The sequence below is a fragment of the Glutamicibacter ardleyensis genome (genome assembly GCF_014644555.1).
GTDB lineage: Bacteria > Actinomycetota > Actinomycetes > Actinomycetales > Micrococcaceae > Glutamicibacter > Glutamicibacter bergerei.
The window spans coordinates 129,425-149,341 of record NZ_BMKX01000009.1 but is presented as its reverse complement, the minus strand read 5'-3'; the positions used below and the strand labels follow the sequence as shown (position 1 = coordinate 149,341).

The following is a 19,917-nucleotide window of genomic DNA, read 5'->3' as shown; positions in this document are numbered from 1 at the left end:
CGCTGCACCTTCCACATTCACCTCGATGTTCGCCTTGTTTCTGACTGCGCCGAGTTTACCGGCGCAGTCAGAAAACAGGGAGATCTGTCTATAACATCTAGCTTAGTCCTGCGTGGTTAGAGCGAATGAATGAGTTCAACCACACGAGTGAGTACCGTCGGGTCGGTGGTCGGCGGCACACCGTGACCAAGGTTGACCACATGGCCACGTGCCTTCGCACCGCTGGCGACCACCTGACGAACATGCGCTTCAAGCACGTCCCAAGGAGCAGAGAGCAACGCAGGGTCAATATTTCCCTGAACCGAGACGCTCTGGCCTAGGCGTTCAATGGCGGTTTCCAAAGGAATCCGGTAGTCCACACCGACGGTATCAACGCCCGAATCACGCATTGCCGTGAGCAATTCACCGGTTCCGGTACCAAAGTGAATCAATGGCACCCCGGTGTCACGCACGAAGTCCAACGCACGCGAGGAGTATGGGGCGACAAACTTCTGGTAATCAGGCAGGGACAGGGAACCGGCCCACGAGTCAAAGAGCTGTGCGGCTGAAGCGCCGGCTTCAACCTGCGCACGGAGGAACTTGCCTGAAGCGTCTGCGGCCCAGTTCATCAGCTTGTCCCAGACTTCTGGTTCGGAATGCATCATGGTGCGTGGACCTAGGTGGTCGCGGCTTGGCTTGCCCTCAACCATGTAGGCGGCCACGGTGAATGGGGCGCCGGCGAAGCCGATCAGCGGGGTGTTGCCCAGTTCTGCGACGGTCAAGGCCACCGCTTCACGGATTGGGTCTAACGACTCATCGGTGAGTTCTGGCAGGTTATCTACGTCCTCGGCGGTGCGGATTGCCTTGTCCAAGACCGGGCCAACACCGGGCACGATATCCACGCCAACGCCTGCAAGGCGCAAGGGAATCACAATGTCGGAGAAGAAGATGCCCGCGTCGACCTTGTGGCGGCGTACTGGCTGCAGCGTAATTTCGCTGGCCATCGCCGGGTCTAGGCAGGAATCGAGCATGCTCACACCTTCGCGGAGCTTGAGGTATTCAGGCAGTGAACGCCCTGCTTGGCGCATGAACCACACCGGGTGGTGGCTCGGGGTGCGCCCAGTCAAAGCCTGGATCAAAGCGGAATCGGAGGTACGTCCATCAACGAAGGGATGGTTCTGCGACAGAGTCATGTGTCAATCATGCCAACTCTGGAGCGCAAAAGGCCATTTACTCCGTTCACCGACAGATGAAGGTGAGCAACATAACTGCGTGAAAATACGTGATCTTAGGTTCGCCTGCGTTGTTTGGGCCCCTATTTCGGCCTACTCTGGGGACATTGTGGTTTTCTTATCTCTTGTTGCATCGCATTCACAGCTCGATTTGGAGACCGTGGCACAACTTAGCGCCTCGGCCAACGGGCTAGCCGCCGCCTCTACCAATGGGTCGGCGGTGATTAATGGAGCCGTCGTCTTGGCGACGTGCAACCGTTTTGAGGTTTACGCCGACGTGGAAAACGTCGAAGAAGCAACCGAGCAGTTAGTCAACGAATTGGCTGCGAATACCGAACTGTCGGCAGATTTCCTCACTCGACGACTGACCGCGCTAGAAGGCGAACCGGTGATCAACCATCTCTTCTCGGTGGGAGCCGGACTTGATAGTGCTGTTGTCGGAGAACGCGAAATCGCCGGTCAGGTCCGCCGTGCCCTGACCCAGGCGCAGCAAGAAAAAACCACCACCAGCAACCTCACCCGACTATTCCAGAACGCCACGCGCGCTGCGAAGGATGTTGGAAGTCGGACGCAACTTGGTTCACAAGGCAAGTCGGTCGTTTCGGTCGCTTTAGACCTCGCCGAAGAATTGATGAACGAAAACCGTAGCTGGGAAGACCAAGACATTGTCTTGTTCGGTACCGGCTCCTACGCCGGCGCAACGATCGCATTGCTCAAGGAACGTGGAGTGAAGCGCATTAGCGTCTACTCGCACTCGGGACGCGCCGCCGATTTCACCGACAAGCGTGGCGGTTTCCCGTTGAGCAACGAACAGTTGCCACAGGCCCTGCGTGAATCAGATGTCATCATCGGTTGTTCCGGTGGCGGAAATCGCTTGGATAGTGCGGCACTGACCGAACTGCGCGTTAAGGGCCATTCGCTGATCGCCATCGATATGGCGCTCACCAACGACTTTGACCCGGCCTTGGCTCAGCTCGACGGCGTGGATCTGATCACCCTCGAATCGGTGCGCATGGCCGCGCCGACCGAACAGGCACTGGCCGTGCATGACGCGACCAGGATTGTGACCCAGGCTGCCAGGGAGTTCTCCGTCTCCCAGCGCGAACGCGAAGCCGATCATGCAATCGTCGCTTTGCGTGCACACACTAAAACCGTTCTCGACTCCGAGGTAGCTAAGGTACGTGCCCAGCACGGTTGTACCGCCGCTGCCGAAGAAGTTGAATTGGCTATGCGTCGGATGATGCGCCAGCTGCTCCATGTCCCCACCATGCGTGCACGGGAGTTGGCGGCCCAAGGCCGTACCGACGAATATGTTGCTGCTCTAGAGACTCTCTACGGCCTTGACCTGAGCGAGCCGCTAGGCAATACCGCCCCGCTCAGCACCACTGCACCGCAATCCCCTGCGGCTGAAGATGTCAGCTGTCCTGCAGTACCCGTCGCACAAAGCGCATAAGCGCAACAGACACCCTGCGTTTACCGGCGCTTTTTTCCTCGCAACGTGGAATACTACTTGCTAGTAGGAGCTGGTTTTACGTGCGGAAAACTCGCATGTGGCTTTGGCACACGGCAGGTTGAAAGGTCAAAATTATGGCGGAACTTGGGGAAATCAAAAGTCCACGCACGCAACGAATGCCACGCGAAGCGCGCCGTCGCCAGTTACTCCAAGCAGCTCATCAAGTCTTCGTAGCCCATGGTTATCATGGAGCCTCAATGGATGAGATTGCCGAAGTTGCACTGGTTTCCAAACCAGTTCTTTACCAGCATTTCCCCGGTAAGCGCGAACTGTACCTAGCCCTCCTGGATTCGCATCTGGCAGATTTCACGAAGCTGCTCGACGATGCCATCGCCTCAACCGACGATAACCGGCAACGTGTCTTCGAGACTATTAATACCTATTACCAATACATCAAGCGTGAGTCCCAGGCATATCGGCTCATTTTTGAATCAGACGTACTTTCAGATCCGCTCATTTCGGCACGTATCGAAGAGTTCAATAACGCTCTGGCTGTTTCCATTTCGAAGGTCGTCGTTAAAGACACCGACCTGAATGAAGATGAAGGATTATTGATTGGTCGCGCGCTAGCCGGACTGTCACAGGTTTCCGCACGTTACTGGGCCACCAGCGACGAACCGGTTGATCAAGAAACCGCGGTGGATCTGATCTCACGTTTAGCTTGGCGCGGAATTTCACGGTTCCCGAAGGAAAACTAGTTAGATTTGTTTTAGAGGCCCCCAGACGGGACTCGTAATTCTTTCGAGAGGATCATTGACAATCATGGAAATCCGGATTGGCATTCAGAATGTAGCCCGTGAAGTCGTACTCGAATCCGAGCTGAGCAACGCCGAAGTGAATGAGCTCGTCTCCAAGGCGATCTCCGAGGGCAGCGTGCTCTCGATGAAGGATCCTAAGGGCCGTGAGGTGCTAGTTCCAGCAGCCGGAATCGCCTATGTCGAGGTTGGTCCCGAAGAGACCCGTCGCGTGGGTTTCGCCCACTAGATAATCTTTAGCTTCACCCTTCGTGGTCGTTCCAATATTTTGGGACGGCCACGAGGCGTTTAAGCGTGCTTCACATCACAGATCTGTGATAATCCTAGATATGTGACTAATCCACGGATCCATAGCCCTCGCAAACATGCCGCCGCTAACCTGGACGAGCTACTGCTCGCACTGGAAAAGGAACTCGAAGTTCCCGCGCACTTTGACCAAGCCGCGTTAGCCGCCGCCGAGGAAGCGGTGGCCAACTTAGCTCCTGCGCCTAATGACGATTCGGCACTCCCATTTTTCACCATTGATCCTGAGGGCGCCACCGATCTGGATCAAGCGATGTACCTTGAACGCGCCAGCGAAGGTTACGTGGTGAACTACGCTATCGCCGATGTTCCGGCGTTTGTGCAATTGGGCAGCAAACTCGATGAAGTCACCAGATCACGCGGCCAGACTTTTTACCTACCGCACCGCAAGATCAGCCTGCATCCACCGTTGATCTCTGAAGGTCAAGGTTCGTTGCTTGCCGGACAGGTACGCCGAGCCTTCTTGTGGCGCATCACCTTGGATCGCAGCGGCGCGATAACCGACGTGCAGCTAACCCGCACCATGATCAAATCCCGCGAACAACTCGATTACCACACGGCCCAACAAAAGCTAGACGATTCCCAGGGCGGCGAGCAGTTAGAACTGCTGGCAGAAATTGGCGCACTGCGCATCGAACAGGAACGCCTGCGTGGCGGTGCGTCATTGAACCTTCCAGATCAAGAAGTCGAACCGGAGACCAACGGTTACAAACTCGTCAGCGGTCACCCCTTGCCGCTGGAAGATTACAACGCGCAAATTTCCTTGCTCACCGGAATTGCCGCCGCACGCATCATGCTTGATCACGGCACCGGAATCTTGCGCACCATGCCCGCTCCAGATGAAAAAGATCTTGCCGAGTTTACCGAGCAGACCCGCCTACTTGGCTGCCCTTGGGACCAAAAACTCAGCTACGGCGAGTACCTGCGCACCCTAGACGTTAACGATCCGCGGCAGCTGGTCATTATGCACCGGGCAGCATCACTATTTCGCGGAGCCGACTACGACGTGATCAACGGCCAAGCCGAAGCGGACTTGGAGCAGGCAGCAATTGCAGCACCCTACGCACACACCACCGCGCCATTGCGCCGATTAGTGGATCGCTTCGTCTTGCTGTGTTGTGATTTACAGGCAAATAATCACCCAATTCCCGAGGAGCTCAACGAAGCCTTGGAACAGCTGCCAGGATTGATGCGTGAAAGCTCCATCGCGGCAAACAGAGTCTCCAACGCGGCCATCGATCTGATCGAAGCGTATGTACTGCAGCACCGTATCGGGGAAAAATTTGAGGCAATTGTTCTTCGCGAAGCCACCGGCACACACAATGGCGATCCCGAGCAGGGCGAGGCAAAAAGCCGCCCGGGCAATTTGCAGCTGGTCAGCGAACCGATCACCGGACAGTTCACCGGCAGCGCCAAGCCAGGCACCTTAGTGACCGTGGTGCTGCGCCTTGCCGATCCGGCCACACGCAAGATCATGTTCGACATTCTGCCCTAGACCCGCCAACCTACGGGAAACCGGTGTATACCGGCTATGCTTGGGCTATCACTATTTAGGATGCCCGGTCGCACCGTGCTGAACGACGAGAACAGTTTCGTGGTGACTTCCCAGCGGTCACCATCCCGACATCCGCCCTTGATGGCAGATGACGTGTATGACGCGATCGGCTCCGCTGGAACCGCACCGGTAAGGTGAGCGCCCCCTGAACGTTCAGGGCTGGCAACACACATGCCGGTGCCACAAATGAAACGAGAACACACATCGTGACCGACACGACGCTATCGACCGAACAGGTCGAACTCCCCGAACCAATCGATACCGCCGAGGTTGAATTACCTAAGCAGACCTTCTCCGAGCTCAAGGTCCGCGACGACATCGTCGCTTCGCTGCTCGAAGCCGGTATTGAGTATCCATTCCCGATCCAGGCGCTCACCCTTCCGGTAGCCCTCGGCGGCAACGACATTATCGGCCAGGCTAAGACCGGTACCGGTAAAACCCTCGGCTTTGGTATTCCAGCTTTGCAGCGTGTCATCCGCGAAGGCGACAAGGGTTATGCCGACCTGCCATTCCCCGGTGCACCACAGGCACTGATCGTTGCTCCAACCCGCGAGTTGGCCATCCAGGTCGGCGCCGATTTGGCTCAGGCTTCGAAGCACTCGAACATTTCGATCACCACCATTTACGGTGGCCGCCCCTACGAAGAGCAGATCAACGCGCTCAAGGCCGGCACCGACGTGATCGTCGGTACCCCGGGTCGGCTCATCGACCTGAACCGCCAGCGTGTGCTGAACCTCAAGCAGATTAAGACCGTGGTCCTCGACGAGGCCGACGAGATGCTAGATCTAGGCTTCCTGCCAGATGTGGAACGCATCTTGGCCGCCTTGCCACCGGTACGCCAGGCAATGCTGTTCTCCGCCACCATGCCCGGCGCCGTCATCACAATGGCACGGCGTTACATGTCGCGTCCCACCCACATTCGTGCCACCGATCCCGGGGATGATGATTCGCTGACCAAACGCAACATCCGCCAGCTGGTCTACCGCGCACACAACCTGGACAAAGATGAGATGGTCGCCCGTATGCTGCAGGCCGAAGGCCGCGGCAAGACGATCATTTTCACGCAGACCAAGCGTTCAGCTGCGAAGCTCACCGACGAACTGATCGATCGCGGTTTTAACGCTGGTGCATTGCACGGCGACCTGGGCCAGGGAGCCCGCGAGCAGTCGCTGAAGGCTTTCCGCGCAGGCAAGGTAGAAATCCTTGTCGCCACCGACGTCGCAGCCCGCGGCATCGACGTGGATGACGTCACCCACGTGGTCAACCTGCAGTGCCCTGATGATGAGAAGACCTACCTGCACCGCGTGGGACGTACCGGCCGTGCCGGTAACGACGGCATCGCCGTCACCTTCGTGGACTGGGATTCGGTACCTCGCTGGTCGTTGATCAACAAGGCGCTGGGCCTGAACGTCCCAGAACCAGTGGAGACCTACTCCTCTTCGCCACACTTCTTTGCCGACCTGGATATTCCTAAGGGAACCAAGGGCCGTTTGCAGCGTGCCAAGAAGACCGCACCAGCAGAGGGTGACGGCTCACCACGTCGCGAACGCAGTGACCGTGGCGAGCGCAGCAGCGAGCGCAGCCCGCGTCGTCGTAGCAGTGGTAACCGCAGCCGTACGCGCACCGTAGAAGGTCAGCAGCCGGCAGAAGATGGCGCTAACCGTCATGGCCATTCCAAGGGCAAGCAAGACCGTCCGGCTCGTGAAGGCGAACGCCACCGCCACACCAATCAGCCTGAGAGCCAGCCGACCGATGGTGCAGGCTCCGAGCAGTCGGCTAACGAACGTCGTCGACCACGCCGCCGCACGCGCAGCACCGAAGGTGGAACGCAGGACTAATAGGTTCTTAGTTTCTCTTCTTCTTCCGAAAGGATCGCGTACCAACGGTGCACGCACAACCGCACAATCCCGCTTTGCCTGAAACCGGTGCGCCAGCAGTAAATGCTGGCATGCCGGCTCAGGAGAACACCGTGTTGCATGGTGACAATATGAAGGCTTTGTCGGGGTTACCTGACGAATCTTTCACCCTGATCTATGTTGACCCGCCGTTTAACACCGGTAGGAAACAGACCCGAGCACAGCGCACCATGGTGCGCGCCGCCGAGGGCGAAGGTGACCGGGTAGGTTTTAAAGGCTTGTCCTACAACACCGAGCTGGGTTCTGCCCGCTCGTACCACGACAGCTTTGATGACTACCTCAGCTTCATCGAGCCCAGGCTTTTGCAGGCGTATCGATTGCTTGCCGAAGACGGCACGCTGTATGTGCATTTGGATTACCGCGAGGTGCACTACGTTAAGGTGTTGCTGGACCAGATTTTTGGTCGAGAGAACTTCTTGAACGAATTGATCTGGGCCTACGATTACGGTGCACGGGCTAAGAGCAGGTGGCCGGCTAAACACGACACCATCTTGGTCTACGTGAAAAATGTGAAAAAGTACCACTTCGATTCGGCGGAGGTGGACCGTGAACCATATATGGCTCCCGGTCTAGTCACCCCCGAGAAGCGCGCCTTGGGCAAACTTCCCACCGATGTGTGGTGGCACACCATTGTTTCGCCCACGGGCAAGGAGAAGACCGGTTACCCCACGCAGAAACCCGAAGGGATTCTGCGTCGGATTATCGCCGCATCCTCCCGTCCCGGAGACTGGGTGTTGGACTTCTTTGCAGGTTCCGGCACCACCGGAGCGGTGGCAGCTAAGTTGGATCGACGCTTCGTGTTGATCGATCAGAACCCGGAAGCCATCGAGGTGATGCGTTCCCGACTACCGGAAACCACCACCTACAGCGAAGCCTGAGATCCGCTTCCTGCATCAAGAATTCGTTGTAACATGTCCGGCTCGGTGAGATTCTCACCGAGCCGGTTCAGTTTTCCGGCCCCGTGATAGTCCGAGGAACCGGTGATAATCAGGTCATTTTTCTTGGCCAGAGAGGTCAGGAATTTCTTTCCTTCTTCGCTGTTGTCCCGGTGCTGAATCTCCACTCCGGCTAGGCCGGCGTCGATCATGTCGTGGAAAGTTTCTTCTGGCACCACACGACCGCGCAGGTTCGCCATGGGGTGGGCAAAAATCGGCACTCCCCCGGCTTCAAGAACTAAACGCACCGCGTCGCGTGGATCAATGGCCGGGTGAGAGACGTAATAGCGTGAACGCGAAGACAAGATATTTGCAAAAGCATCATTGCGGCTTTCCACTACCCCGGCGGTGACCAAGGCGTCGGCAATATGTGGTCGGCCCACCGTGGCACCCGGCTGGCAATGAGCGGAGACCAAATCCCAACTCACCGGGTAATCTTCGGCAAGTCGCTCGACAATACGTTGGGCGCGAATCACCCGTGAATTACGCGAAATTTCAAGTTCGTTGAGCAACGGCAGGTATTCCGGGTCTTGCAGATAGCACAGCAGGTGCACGCTGATCCCCTGATGATCCTGACAGGTGATCTCCATGCCAGGGATAAAACCCACGCCAAGCTTTTGCGCCGTCGCCCGTGCTGGGGCCCAACCGGCGGTTTGATCATGGTCTGTCAGGGCCACCACATCCAAGCCCGCCTGCGCCGCAGCCTCGATCAGCTCTTCGGGGCGTTGGGTCCCATCGGAAACATTTGAGTGGGTGTGCAGGTCAATTCGCATATGACTAGATTAGCGCGACCGGTGGCACTTTGCCCGGAGGCCCGAATCGGTGACACACTAAGAAGTATGACTAATCAAGTTTCTTCGCCTTCGGGCAATGACCAGCCGCTCGAAGATCGTGTCAACAATCGTTCCCAGCGTCCCACCTCGGATGTTTTCAAAACTTTCATGGCTTCGGCTTGGGCGCCAGACACCTCACCGCTTCCAGCAGAAGATCCTGCAGCAAGCTTCGCGGCCACCCGCCGTGCCGCGCTTTCCGCACAGTTCCCGGGCGAGCGCCTCATCGTTCCTGCAGGCCCAGCCAAGGTTCGTTCCAATGACACGGATTACCGTTTCCGCCCGCACTCGGCCTTTGCACACCTGACCGGGTTGGGCGTTGACCACGAACCAGACGCCGTACTGGTTTTGGAGCCTACCGATGACGGTGCCGGAGATCAGGGTGGCAACCACGCCGCGACGCTGTACTTCGCCCCGATGGCAGGCCGTGACTCCTCGGACTTCTACCTCGACTCCCGAGCCGGTGAATTCTGGGTGGGCCCACGTCCAACCCTTTCCACCATGTCTGCACGGACCGGAATGCCTACCGAGTCCTTGGACCTGCTGGAAAATGCGCTCACTAAAAACTCTGGCCCACAGGCGCTAGGCGGAATTCGCCTGCGTCTGATGCGCGAAGTCGACCTCAACGTGGAAGCGTTAGTCGATACCTCCCGGATCAACACCGGACAAGATCTTGAGGCCAGCGACGCACTTGATAACGAACTCTCCGAATTCGTTTCCGAGCTGCGCCTGGTCAAGGACGAGTACGAGGTAGCCGAACTGCAAAAGTCGGTTGACGCCACAATCGCCGGATTCGAAGATGTAGTTCGCAACCTAGACGCGGCCATCGCCCACCAGCGTGGCGAACGCATCATTGAGGGCACCTTCTTCGCCCGCGCCCGTCTAGAGGGCAATGAGCTGGGCTACGACACCATCGCCGCTTCGGGCAACAACGCGACGATCTTGCACTGGATCCGCAACACCGGTTCGGTCAGCGAAGGCGAAGTACTCTTGTTAGACGCCGGAGTCGAAGCAGAGTCCTTGTACACCGCGGACATCACCCGTTCCTTGCCGGTCTCCGGCAGGTACACCGAGGTGCAGCGCAAGGTCTACCAGGCGGTACTCGACGCGGCTGATGCCGCCTACGCAGCGGTCCGTCCGGGACTAAAATTCCGCGACCTGCACGTCATTGCCACCACGGTGTTGGCCGAACGTCTGCAGGACTGGGGCCTGTTACCCGTTTCCTTGGAGGAGGCACTGTCCCCCGAGGGCCAGCACCACCGTCGCTGGATGCCACACGGCACCAGCCACCACCTTGGCTTGGATGTTCACGACTGTGCTCAGGCACGCGCGGATCTCTACCTTGACGCGGAACTTGTCGAGGGCATGGTCTTCACCATCGAGCCGGGGCTGTACTTCAAGAACGAAGACCTCGCGATCCCGGAGGAGTACCGCGGGCTTGGCGTACGCATCGAAGACGACATCTTGGTTACCGCCGACGGTGCGGTGAACCTTTCAGCAGCGCTTCCACGCAAGCCTGAAGAAGTTGAAGCTTGGATGGCAAAACTTCGTAGCTAATCGCACGTAGCAACGTAGCAAAACGATGGGCGGTTTAGATTCTCTGTGAGATTCTGAACCGCCCATCGTTTTGTTGTTCTTAAGCTCATGCCCCGGGGGCAAAGGTCATTCTGGCAACTTAAAAGCCCGCCATGAAATCACTCATGACGAACTTTTACATTGCTGAAGTTTACTGCTGTTTTGGTTCTTCTTCCGAAGACTTGGCGTCACCTTCCGGCTCGGCTGGTGCCTCGGCGTGTGGCTCGGCCGCTTCAGGCTTCACCGCAGGCTGCGCTACCGTCGGCTCGGCGGCTGCAACATCGGCGTTCTGCGGCTGCTCCGGGGCTGCCGGCTTTGGTTCGTCAACACGAACACCATAACGTGGGCGGCCATCGGGAAGATCATTAAACACGCTGGTTGGCACGGGCTGTGCGGCGGGAGTTTGGCCCGGTGCCTGCACACCATCGGTAGAGACCGGAGGCTGCGGTTGCACGGGGACTACCGGTGGCTGAACCGGTTGTACCGGCTGCTGCGCTGCGGAAGCCTGTTGTGGGCGCATTGGCAACTGGGAGGCCATCTGACGTGCGGCCTGTGCGTGCTCAAAGTCGACAACTACGTCGAAGCTCGTGGCGACAAACTTGCTTGAAGACGCGAAGTCACGCTTGCCGCGACGGGTGGAGTATGAGACCACACCGGCAATCATCCAGATCGCCATGCCTAGGCCGATAGCCGAGAGGATCTGGTACAAACCGTTTCCTGTGCCGCCAAAGAGTGAGAGCAACAATCCCACAAACAAACCCATCATGCCGCCCTGGGCGGCACCGGCCAACGCCACCTTAGGGTAGGACAGTTTTGCGGTCACCCGCTCTACGGTGCGCACGTCGTTACCGACGATGGTCACCGCAGATACTGGGAAGTTATTATCTGCAAGATAATCCACTAGTTTCTGGGCATCCAGGTAGCTGGTGTAGCGCCCAAGTAGTTCGCCACGGGGCAAACCGTTGGGGCTGATTGAATTTACTCCATGCGGCGAGGTCATACCTATATTGTGCACGCTCTTACTGTGAGAGGGCCTAGTTGCGCACTAACTATCGCTGAGGGTGAAAGATTGGGTCTCCTTCACGTGGCTCAGCACACCACTAACCGGCCTTTAGCACGCTAGGCTAGAACGGTGAGCGCACAAGTGTCTAAAATCTTTGTCGCCCGGCTACTCGGGCTGGATGTCTTCGACCCCTTAGGCGACCGTCTAGGTAGGTTACGTGACGTCGTCGTCGTTTCGCGCGGCCCGCAGAAAGCCCCAGCTTGTGTTGGTGTCGTCGTCGAGGTGCCCGGCAAACGTCGCGTTTTTGTACCCATGACACGAATCCAATCCATGGAATCCACACAGATCATCTGTTCCGGCCTGGTCAACATGCGTCGCTTCCAGCAGCGCGGGCAGGAAATGCTCGTCGTGGCCGAAATATTCGACCGTACGGTGACCTTCGTGGACGCCTCGGGCCGAGGACTCATTGAAGACGTCGGACTGACTCAGACACGACGCGGCGACTGGGAAATCAACGAGTACTACGTGCAGCGGATCGAAGCCACCAACACACTGTTGGGGTTGCGTAACCGACGACGCAATAAGGTGCTGGTTTCTTGGGAAGGTGTGCGTCACGGTGCGCAAAGCGAACCGCAATCGGCGGATAATTTCGTAGCCACTCACGATGAAATGAAGGCAGCTGACTTCGCTGACGCCCTGCATGAGATGACCGGTAAACGTCGCCTTGAGGTCGCAGCCCACCTGCAAGATGATCGACTCGCCGATGTGTTGCAGGAACTTCCGGACCGTGAACAGGTTGAAATCCTCTCCGCGCTGAGCCTTGAACGCGCCGCAGATGTGCTCGAAGAAATGGACCCGGATGACGCGGCCGACCTGTTGGCAGAGGTTTCCGAAGATACCAAACACCAACTCTTGGAATTGATGAATGAGGAAGAAGCCGAAGACGTGCGTCGTCTGCTGGCCTATCCGGAAGGTACCGCCGGCTCGGTGATGACCCCGGTTCCGGTGATCCTCACCCCTGAGTCCTCGGTAGCCGAGGCTCTGGCCTCGGTACGCATGGAAGAACTGAGCCCCGCGTTGGCATCCACCGTGTATGTGGTGCGCCCGCCATTGGAGACTCCCACCGGACGTTACTTAGGCCAAGTTCACATTCAGGCACTGTTGCGTGCGGCTCCCCCGGAACCGCTGGGCGATATTCTTGATAAAGAACTTGAGCCAATGTCTGATTTATCTAGCATCACCGATGTGGTCCGCCATTTGGCCACATATAACCTCACCTCGGTGGGTGTGGTCAATAATGAAGGTCGTCTCGTTGGTGCCATCACCGTCGATGACGTGTTGGACCACATTCTTCCCGATGACTGGCGCTCAGCGGACTAGGCCACTCATCTTCAGCATTTTCGATCGGTAGTAAAGGAGTTCACCCCATGGCCGAACAGCGCAAGAGCAACGGACTGGATACTCCTCTTTCGGCACGGAGTCGTTTCTGGCCGAAGTTCAATCCGGATCCAGACATGTTTGGTTCCGCGACGGAGAAGTTCGCCCGCTTCATGGGCACCCCGCAATTCCTGTTCTATATGACGATCTTTTGTGCCTTCTGGCTGGTCTGGAATACCGCGGCCCCCGAGGCATGGCGCTTTGACGACGCGGCGATAGGCTTTACCGCGTTGACCTTGATGCTCTCCTTGCAGGCCTCTTACGCGGCCCCGCTGCTGTTGCTTGCACAAAACCGTCAGGATGACCGTGACCGTGTCTCGGTCAGTGAAGACCGCAACCGCGCGGAACGAAACCTCTACGACACCGAGTACCTGACCCGGGAACTGGCGTCGCTGCGTTTGGCCATGCGTGATGTTGCCACCCGTGACTACGTACGTTCGGAGCTGCGTAATGTGCTCGAAGAACTCTTGGAAACCGCGGACGGCGAAGAACTGCATCTGCGTGCCAAACGGAAAAATAAGCACAGCTCACCTAATACCGGTCTGATCGACACCGTTGATTCAAGCCGTTCCCAGCATCGGAAGGGCAATAACTAGTGACTGATTCGGTGGCTTTACGCCGTGCACTTGATACCGTCATCGACCCCGAGCTGCGTCGGCCCATCACAGAACTGGGCATGGTTGAATCTGCACAGTTGAATGATGGCACCGCCCAGGTCAAAGTTTTGCTGACGATTGCCGGGTGCCCGATGCGCTCAACCATCGAATCCGACGTCACTACGGCGGTCGCAGCGGTAGCCGGGGTGCAACAGGTCGAAGTCACTTTAGGTGTGATGGATCCGCACCAGCGTGCCGAGCTGCGCGATCGACTCAAGGCCAAACGCATGGTCTTCTCCGATCCAGACTCGCTGACCCGAATCATCGCAGTGGCCAGTGGCAAAGGCGGGGTAGGCAAGTCCTCTGTCACCGCGAACCTGGCCGCAGCCATGGCGGCGAATGGGCTCAAAGTGGGATTGATCGACGCGGACGTGCACGGTTTTTCGATTCCATCGCTGATGGGCATCACCCAGCCACCAACTCGTGTTGATGAGATGATCTTGCCTCCGGTGGCGCACGGGGTGAAGGTCATTTCTATCGGCATGTTCTTAGATTCAAACCAGCCGGTGATTTGGCGCGGCCCGATGTTGCACCGCGCGTTAGAGCAGTTCCTCACCGATGTGTACTTTAGTGATCTGGACGTACTACTTTTGGATTTGCCCCCGGGCACCGGAGACATGGCGATCTCCGTATCCCAGCTCTTACCCAATAGTGAATTGCTGGTCATCACAACCCCGCAATCCACTGCCACCCAGGTGGCCGAGCGCGCCGGGACTATCGCCTTGCAGACCAAACAAAAGGTCATTGGTGTGGTGGAGAATATGAGCTATCTCAGCCTGCCTGATGGAAGCAAGATGGAAATTTTTGGTACCGGCGGCGGTCAACGACTCAGCGAGTCGTTGAGCAGCCAACTGCAGTATTCGGTTCCACTGCTGGCGCAGTTGCCGCTGGAAGAGGCGGTCCGAGTAGGTTCCGATCAAGGTGTCCCGGTGGTATTAAGCACCCCCGAATCTCCGGTGGCTCAATCTTTGCGCGAGCTGGCAATTAAACTAGGACAGCGACCACGCGGACTTGCCGGGCGATCGCTGCCAATGTCGTTCTAATAAATCTCTAGGTTGCTTCGGTATCAAAGGGAGCTGGCTCATTGTTAGCCAACGGCTGCTGTTTTTGTGTAGCTATTGCCGTGCGTACCGGAGCTGCTTGCACCGCCGGGGATCCCTTGGCTGCGCTGACTGCGTCATCAAATTCATCGATAAGCGCTTCTTTGATAATGCGTCGTGGGTCGTATTGCCGCGGGTCCAGTTTGCGCCAATCTATATCGGCAACCTCATCGCCGACTTCTTCACGCAGCTGCTCTTTGGCACCGTTGGCCATCCTACGAAGTTCCTTGACAAGATTGGCCAGTTTTTTGGCATACTCTGGAAGCTTCTCGGGACCCAAGATGACTACTGCGAGTACGGCGAGAATGATGAATTCTCCGCCATTAATTCCAAATAACTCCACGTATGAAAGATTACCTTGTCGGCTTCAAATGGTCGAAATCACCGCGCCATGGCTGGTGACTTATGGCTTAGCCCTGCTGTGCGGTGCGCAAACCTAGTGGGATGCGCGGCAGGCTCACCGTCAGCGGGACAGGGTTTGCCGGGTTACGGTGCGCTAGAGCGTCACGCAACATTGCTCGTCCGCGGTGAATGCGTGAGCGTACGGTGCCTAATTTGACGTTGAGAATTTGGGAGACTTCTTCGTAGGAGAAGCCCTCCATATCGCACAACACGATCGCTGCGCGGAAATCTGGGGCGAGTGCCTTGAGCGCTCTGGCTACGTCCACGTCTAAGTTATTAAATTCAAAGTCCCGCTCGGGGGTGACCGCGCTACTAGGGAAACGGTCTTCGGCGCCTTCGGCAAAACGGTCAAAACGAATTTTAGACTTGCGGCGTGCCTGATCTAAAAATAAATTGGTGGTGATGCGATGCAACCATCCACCCATGGTGCCGGGAGTGTACTTTTCAAGCGCATTAAACGCGCGAACAAATGCTTCTTGTGAAAGGTCTTCGGCGTCCTGACGATTACCGGTCAAACGGTAGGCCAAACGAAAGACCTGCTGACCATGGTCTAAGACCATCGCATCCCATGAAGGGGTTTCGGTTTCGGGACCATCGGCGGAGGCGCTGAGCTGACTTCTAAGCGTATTCACTCTTCTAGTGTCACCCGGGAAGCTGAGCTGAAGCTAAGAATCCCCTGCGCGCAGGCCAGCAATTCGGCCAACATGCACCCCCAAGGTGGGTACGATGGTTCCCGGAGCAATCTACACTCAACCTACAAGGACCACACACTCATGCCATCGATGAATCCCGAACTCCTCGCTAGCTGGGGCTACAGCCAGAACCAGCTTCTTGAGCGCGATCATGTGCTCGCGGCCCGCGAACGTGCCGCGGATCTTGGAGTTGGCTGCATCGACCCGGCAGGTCGGTCCATGCTCACATTGTTATGCACGCTGCGCGCCCCACACAGCATCGTGGAGATCGGTTCGGGTGTCGGTGTAGCCTCGATGGCCATGCTTGAAGCCATGGGTGCCACCGGGACGCTGACAGCCATCGAATCTGACCTGGAACATGCTAATGCGATGCGCCAGGGCTTGCGCGATGCAGGCATCCTCTCAGCACGCGTACGCATCATCAACGAACGCGCTGAGAACGTGCTCTCCAGACTCGCTGACCACGCATACGATTTGGTGCTCATCGACGCTAGTGCCGAAAACCTCTTGGATTATGTGGCCGAAGCTAAGCGCCTGGTGGGAGCTGGTGGCGTTATTATCTTGAACAATGCTTTTGACGAGCACCGATTGGCTCGCCCAGCGGTAAGGCGCGCCTCGACCGTCGCTACCCGCGACGCACTTCGTTTGCTTCGCGAAGATCCGAAGCTCCAAACTCATCTTTTCCCGAGCGAACAAGGCTTATTCGTCGCTACGGTGATTGCCGGGCAAAAAGCGCGGTAGGCAAAATACCAAAACCCGTTAACGGGAAATAGCTAAGGACCGGTCCTCGAACCGGTCCTTAGCTATTTAAGTTTTATTCAGTGACCCCAACTAGACAGTTACGCAGTTCTGCAGCTTCTGCACTATTCAGCTCCACTACTAGACGCCCGCCGCCATCGATTGGCAACCGTAAGATGAGGCTTCGGCCCTCTTTAGTTACTTCCATCGGCCCGTCACCGGTACGTGGCTTCATCGCAGCCATATGAGCTGTTCCCTTCGTCCGTGGCTAACGCGCGCAACATGTATTTGCTTTGCGCACAACCCAATGTCTAAGTCCACCTTCTGCGATGATTCGTCGCTGATAAGGGACACTTATCTTCCATTATTGCTAATTTTGCGTCGTGTCGCTAATCACACGCCGTGACTCCATGTCACGAATTGTATTTTCGAGCCGGGAAATCTCGGCTGAGAGGACATCCAAGGTGTCATCAACCTGGTCACAGCGATAGCCCCGAAACCCGAGAGAAAACTTCACCGCGTTTATATCGTTGGCTCGTGGATGCTCCGGCAACAACACCGGCGGCAAAGATGCCTCATGCTCTACCAACCCAACGATAGGTTCATCGATTGATTCAAAGTGACGACCTGCCGGAGTGGACTTTCGCTGACTAGAAATCAGCAAGGCCACGCCGCCAACGCACAAGATCGCTAGTGCAATGAGAAAAAATGGCATAACTAACTCCGGCTCGCTGACTTCTTTTCTTTGTCCTTAACCATGTTACGCAACACAATGTCTACTGCCTCATCAGGATCGTCGGTGAGGTGGAATAGATCTAAATCTTTGGGCGAAATGGTGCGCTCTTTAGCGACAACGTCGGTAAGCCACCCGACGAGTCCACCCCAGTATTCGGTGCCAACTAGAACGATGGGGAACCCAGTAATTTTCTGCGTTTGAACCAGTGTCAATGCTTCGAAAAGTTCATCCAAAGTTCCAAAACCACCGGGCAGGACAATAAAGCCCTGCGAGTACTTAACGAACATTGTTTTGCGCACAAAGAAGTACCGGAAGTTGATGCCACGATTGACCCAAGAGTTCAAGCCGGTCTCAAAAGGCAATTCAATGCCCAGCCCTACGGAAGTTCCACCAGCTTCACTGGCACCCTTATTGGCAGCTTCCATTGTTCCGGGTCCACCGCCGGTGATGGTGATGGCACCTGCTTGTGCCAGTCGTTGTCCAACATGGTAAGCCTGCTTGTAGTAGATGCTTTCGGGCTCGGTGCGTGCCGATCCGAAGACGGACACCGCCGGCCCAAGCCCGGCCAGCGAGCCAAAACCTGAAACAAATTCGGATTGGATACGTAGAACGCGCCAGACATCACTATGCGTCACATCTTCTTGCGGGCTCTCCAACAGGTAGCGGTCCAGTTGCTCGTCAGGCTGTTTATTCGGCCAACTTGCTTCAACGTGGACCTTGCGCCCCGCCTGTGCATTTTCTTCACTCTTCCGCTTATGGTCCATGACCTCACTCTATCTGTAACGACCCGACATCTGGCCCATCTGCAGACGCACGTTTAAAGAACAGTTTGATAACAACTTTTTGTGACGTAGTCGTGACCTCGCATTATGTGTGTCACATGAAGTAATGTCTAGATTATGAAAAGCGATCATCAGGCTCAAGCTTCTTCTGACGGCCCTATCGTAGAACTGCGTGGGGTCAACAAGCATTATGGGGCACTACATGTTCTGAACGACATCAACCTTCAGGTCACCAAGGGCGAAGTCGTCGTCATCCTCGGACCATCCGGTTCGGGTAAGTCGACGCTATGTCGAGCCATTAATCGGCTGGAAACAATCGATGATGGAACCATCACCATTGATGGCAAGGTGTTGCCCGAAGAAGGTAAGGCGCTAGCAATGTTGCGCGCCGATGTAGGAATGGTCTTCCAATCCTTCAACCTCTTCGCACACAAGACCATTATGGAGAACGTCACTCTTGGCCCAATCAAGGTCAAGGGAATGAAAAAATCTGAGGCTGACAAGGTTGCGATGAAGCTGCTGGAACGTGTTGGCGTCGCCAACCAGGCTGGCAAACTTCCTGCTCAGCTGTCCGGCGGTCAGCAGCAGCGTGTGGCTATTGCTCGTGCGCTGGCAATGCGTCCGAAGGTCATGCTTTTTGACGAGCCGACCAGTGCGCTGGACCCGGAAATGATCAACGAGGTGCTCGACACCATGGTTGGCCTAGCCAAGGAAGGCATGACCATGCTGGTGGTGACCCACGAGATGGGCTTCGCTCGCAAGGCTGCCGACCGCGTGATCTTCATGGCCGACGGCCAGATCGTCGAGCAGGCCACTCCAGATGAGTTCTTCACCAACCCGAAAAGTGCGCGCGCCAAGGATTTCTTGGGCAAGCTCATTACCAACCACTAAATTCCATCACCGCATTCTGTATTCAGGAGGAATCATGCGTAAGAATCGTTTAGGCGCAATCGCCGCAATGGCAGCCGTCGCTGCGTTGGCTCTCACCTCATGTGGCGGCTCTGACGCCGGTAGTGACGAGGCTGGCGACAAGGTCCGCATTGGCATTAAATTTGACCAGCCAGGTCTGGGCTTCAAGGATGGCGACAAGTACACCGGTTTCGACGTTGATGTCGCCAAGTACGTCGCCAATGAATTGGGCTACTCCGAAGACAAGATCGAATTCGTTTCGGCTCCTTCGGCAAACCGCGAGACCCTGTTGGAAACCAACCAGGTTGACATGATCTTCGCGACCTACACCATCAACGATTCCCGCAAGGAACGTGTCGGCTTCGCAGGACCATACTTCATCGCTGGCCAGGACCTGTTGGTTCGCGCCGATGAAAGCTCGATCACCGGCAAGGAATCACTAGACGGAAAGAACCTGTGCTCGGTCACCGGCTCAACTTCGGCTGAGAACGTCAAGAAAGACATCACCGGCGTGAATCTGGTCGAGCAGCAGGGTTACGCAGACTGCTTGGGTCTGTTGGAGACCGGCGGCGTTGACGCGATCACCACCGATGACATCATCCTTGCTGGTCTGGCAGCTACCGAGGCCAACAAGGGCAAGTTCAAGGTTGTTGGCAAGCCATTCTCCGAGGAGCCTTACGGTGTGGGTCTGAACAAGACCAGCGAGAAGTGTGCTGACATCAACACCGCTATCCAGAAGATGATCGATTCCGGTGATTGGAAGAAGTCGTTGGACATGAACACCGAGGGTACCGGATACGTTCCATCGGATCTGAACCCACCTAAGGAATTTGAAGCCTGCGCATAAAGCTAAGGCAGTCATTTCATGA

Annotated in this window: 21 protein-coding genes; 13 read left to right on the top strand and 8 right to left on the bottom strand. The window is 56.6% G+C overall.

Going from position 1 to position 19,917, the window contains the following annotated elements; all coding sequences use genetic code 11:
• Positions 1-116: 116 nt before the first annotated feature.
• Positions 117-1,172: a uroporphyrinogen decarboxylase gene (gene hemE, locus IEX04_RS15625; RefSeq protein WP_188686994.1), complete on the bottom strand. Its 1,056-nt coding sequence runs from the start codon at positions 1,170-1,172 to the stop codon at positions 117-119.
• Positions 1,173-1,320: 148 nt separating this feature from the next.
• On the opposite strand from hemE, the gene IEX04_RS15620 reads away from it, so the two are divergent.
• From IEX04_RS15620 to IEX04_RS15595, 6 genes are all read left to right on the top strand, one after another.
• A complete protein-coding gene (locus IEX04_RS15620) occupies positions 1,321-2,664 on the top strand; it encodes a glutamyl-tRNA reductase (RefSeq protein ID WP_188687058.1) in 1,344 nt (447 codons plus the stop codon).
• 134 nt (positions 2,665-2,798) lie between these two features.
• Positions 2,799-3,422 (top strand): TetR/AcrR family transcriptional regulator, encoded by a 624-nt coding sequence (locus IEX04_RS15615; protein WP_188686991.1) that lies wholly within the window; start codon positions 2,799-2,801, stop codon positions 3,420-3,422.
• A 64-nt stretch (positions 3,423-3,486) separates the two neighbouring features.
• Positions 3,487-3,708 (top strand): DUF3107 domain-containing protein, encoded by a 222-nt coding sequence (locus tag IEX04_RS15610; protein WP_096255993.1) that lies wholly within the window; start codon positions 3,487-3,489, stop codon positions 3,706-3,708.
• A 102-nt stretch (positions 3,709-3,810) separates the two neighbouring features.
• Positions 3,811-5,277 (top strand): RNB domain-containing ribonuclease, encoded by a 1,467-nt coding sequence (locus IEX04_RS15605; protein ID WP_229677184.1) that lies wholly within the window; start codon positions 3,811-3,813, stop codon positions 5,275-5,277.
• A gap of 266 nt (positions 5,278-5,543) precedes the next feature.
• Positions 5,544-7,175, top strand: coding sequence for a DEAD/DEAH box helicase (locus IEX04_RS15600; protein ID WP_188686989.1), 1,632 nt, complete (start codon positions 5,544-5,546; stop codon positions 7,173-7,175).
• Positions 7,176-7,285: 110 nt separating this feature from the next.
• Positions 7,286-8,131, top strand: a complete 846-nt coding sequence (locus tag IEX04_RS15595) for a DNA-methyltransferase (RefSeq protein ID WP_096256042.1) — start codon at positions 7,286-7,288, stop codon at positions 8,129-8,131.
• Here the strand turns inward: IEX04_RS15595 and IEX04_RS15590 are convergent.
• Complete coding sequence (locus IEX04_RS15590; RefSeq protein ID WP_096255989.1) at positions 8,116-8,961, bottom strand: PHP domain-containing protein; 846 nt, start codon at positions 8,959-8,961, stop codon at positions 8,116-8,118. The two genes, IEX04_RS15595 and IEX04_RS15590, sit on opposite strands and share 16 nt — an antisense overlap.
• Before the next feature lie 66 nt (positions 8,962-9,027).
• Here IEX04_RS15590 and IEX04_RS15585 point away from each other — a divergent pair, with 66 nt between their 5' ends.
• The gene (locus IEX04_RS15585; RefSeq protein ID WP_188686987.1) at positions 9,028-10,575 is read left to right on the top strand and encodes an aminopeptidase P family protein; all 1,548 of its coding nucleotides are present in this window, start codon (positions 9,028-9,030) and stop codon (positions 10,573-10,575) included.
• Positions 10,576-10,744: 169 nt separating this feature from the next.
• Here the strand turns inward: IEX04_RS15585 and IEX04_RS15580 are convergent, their stop codons facing one another.
• Complete coding sequence (locus IEX04_RS15580; RefSeq protein ID WP_188686984.1) at positions 10,745-11,593, bottom strand: YflT domain-containing protein; 849 nt, start codon at positions 11,591-11,593, stop codon at positions 10,745-10,747.
• Positions 11,594-11,725: 132 nt separating this feature from the next.
• On the opposite strand from IEX04_RS15580, the gene IEX04_RS15575 reads away from it, so the two are divergent.
• From IEX04_RS15575 to IEX04_RS15565, 3 genes are read left to right on the top strand one after another with little or no spacing between them, the layout of a single operon-like run.
• Positions 11,726-12,976 (top strand): magnesium transporter MgtE N-terminal domain-containing protein, encoded by a 1,251-nt coding sequence (locus IEX04_RS15575; protein WP_096255986.1) that lies wholly within the window; start codon positions 11,726-11,728, stop codon positions 12,974-12,976.
• A gap of 47 nt (positions 12,977-13,023) precedes the next feature.
• Entirely contained in the window at positions 13,024-13,629 is a 606-nt protein-coding gene (locus IEX04_RS15570) for a DUF1003 domain-containing protein (protein WP_096255985.1), read from the top strand.
• Positions 13,629-14,732, top strand: a complete 1,104-nt coding sequence (locus tag IEX04_RS15565) for an Mrp/NBP35 family ATP-binding protein (protein ID WP_188686982.1) — start codon at positions 13,629-13,631, stop codon at positions 14,730-14,732. The genes IEX04_RS15570 and IEX04_RS15565 overlap by 1 nt, the downstream gene beginning before the upstream one ends.
• Positions 14,733-14,739: 7 nt before the next feature.
• On the opposite strand, the gene IEX04_RS15560 is transcribed toward IEX04_RS15565, so the two are convergent.
• Together IEX04_RS15560 and sigE are read right to left on the bottom strand one after the other, a co-directional pair.
• Entirely contained in the window at positions 14,740-15,132 is a 393-nt protein-coding gene (locus IEX04_RS15560) for a sec-independent translocase (RefSeq protein WP_096255982.1), read from the bottom strand.
• Positions 15,133-15,199: 67 nt separating this feature from the next.
• Complete coding sequence (gene sigE / locus IEX04_RS15555; RefSeq protein ID WP_096255980.1) at positions 15,200-15,823, bottom strand: RNA polymerase sigma factor SigE; 624 nt, start codon at positions 15,821-15,823, stop codon at positions 15,200-15,202.
• A gap of 141 nt (positions 15,824-15,964) precedes the next feature.
• Here sigE and IEX04_RS15550 point away from each other — a divergent pair, with 141 nt between their 5' ends.
• Positions 15,965-16,624, top strand: a complete 660-nt coding sequence (locus IEX04_RS15550; protein WP_170947826.1) for an O-methyltransferase — start codon at positions 15,965-15,967, stop codon at positions 16,622-16,624.
• 73 nt (positions 16,625-16,697) lie between these two features.
• Here the strand turns inward: IEX04_RS15550 and IEX04_RS15545 are convergent, their stop codons facing one another.
• From IEX04_RS15545 to IEX04_RS15535, 3 genes are all read right to left on the bottom strand, one after another.
• Complete coding sequence (locus tag IEX04_RS15545; protein ID WP_096255978.1) at positions 16,698-16,865, bottom strand: DUF3117 domain-containing protein; 168 nt, start codon at positions 16,863-16,865, stop codon at positions 16,698-16,700.
• 126 nt (positions 16,866-16,991) lie between these two features.
• Entirely contained in the window at positions 16,992-17,336 is a 345-nt protein-coding gene (locus IEX04_RS15540) for a DivIVA domain-containing protein (RefSeq protein ID WP_096255976.1), read from the bottom strand.
• A 2-nt stretch (positions 17,337-17,338) separates the two neighbouring features.
• Positions 17,339-18,121, bottom strand: a complete 783-nt coding sequence (locus tag IEX04_RS15535; RefSeq protein ID WP_096255975.1) for an LOG family protein — start codon at positions 18,119-18,121, stop codon at positions 17,339-17,341.
• Between the two features lie 135 nt (positions 18,122-18,256).
• Between IEX04_RS15535 and IEX04_RS15530 the strand changes: the two genes are divergently transcribed.
• Positions 18,257-19,030 carry an amino acid ABC transporter ATP-binding protein gene (locus IEX04_RS15530; protein ID WP_096255973.1) on the top strand — a complete coding sequence of 258 codons (774 nt, stop codon included), beginning with the start codon at positions 18,257-18,259 and terminating at the stop codon, positions 19,028-19,030.
• A gap of 34 nt (positions 19,031-19,064) precedes the next feature.
• The gene (locus tag IEX04_RS15525; protein ID WP_188686980.1) at positions 19,065-19,895 is read left to right on the top strand and encodes a glutamate ABC transporter substrate-binding protein; all 831 of its coding nucleotides are present in this window, start codon (positions 19,065-19,067) and stop codon (positions 19,893-19,895) included.
• Positions 19,896-19,917 lie beyond the last annotated feature (22 nt).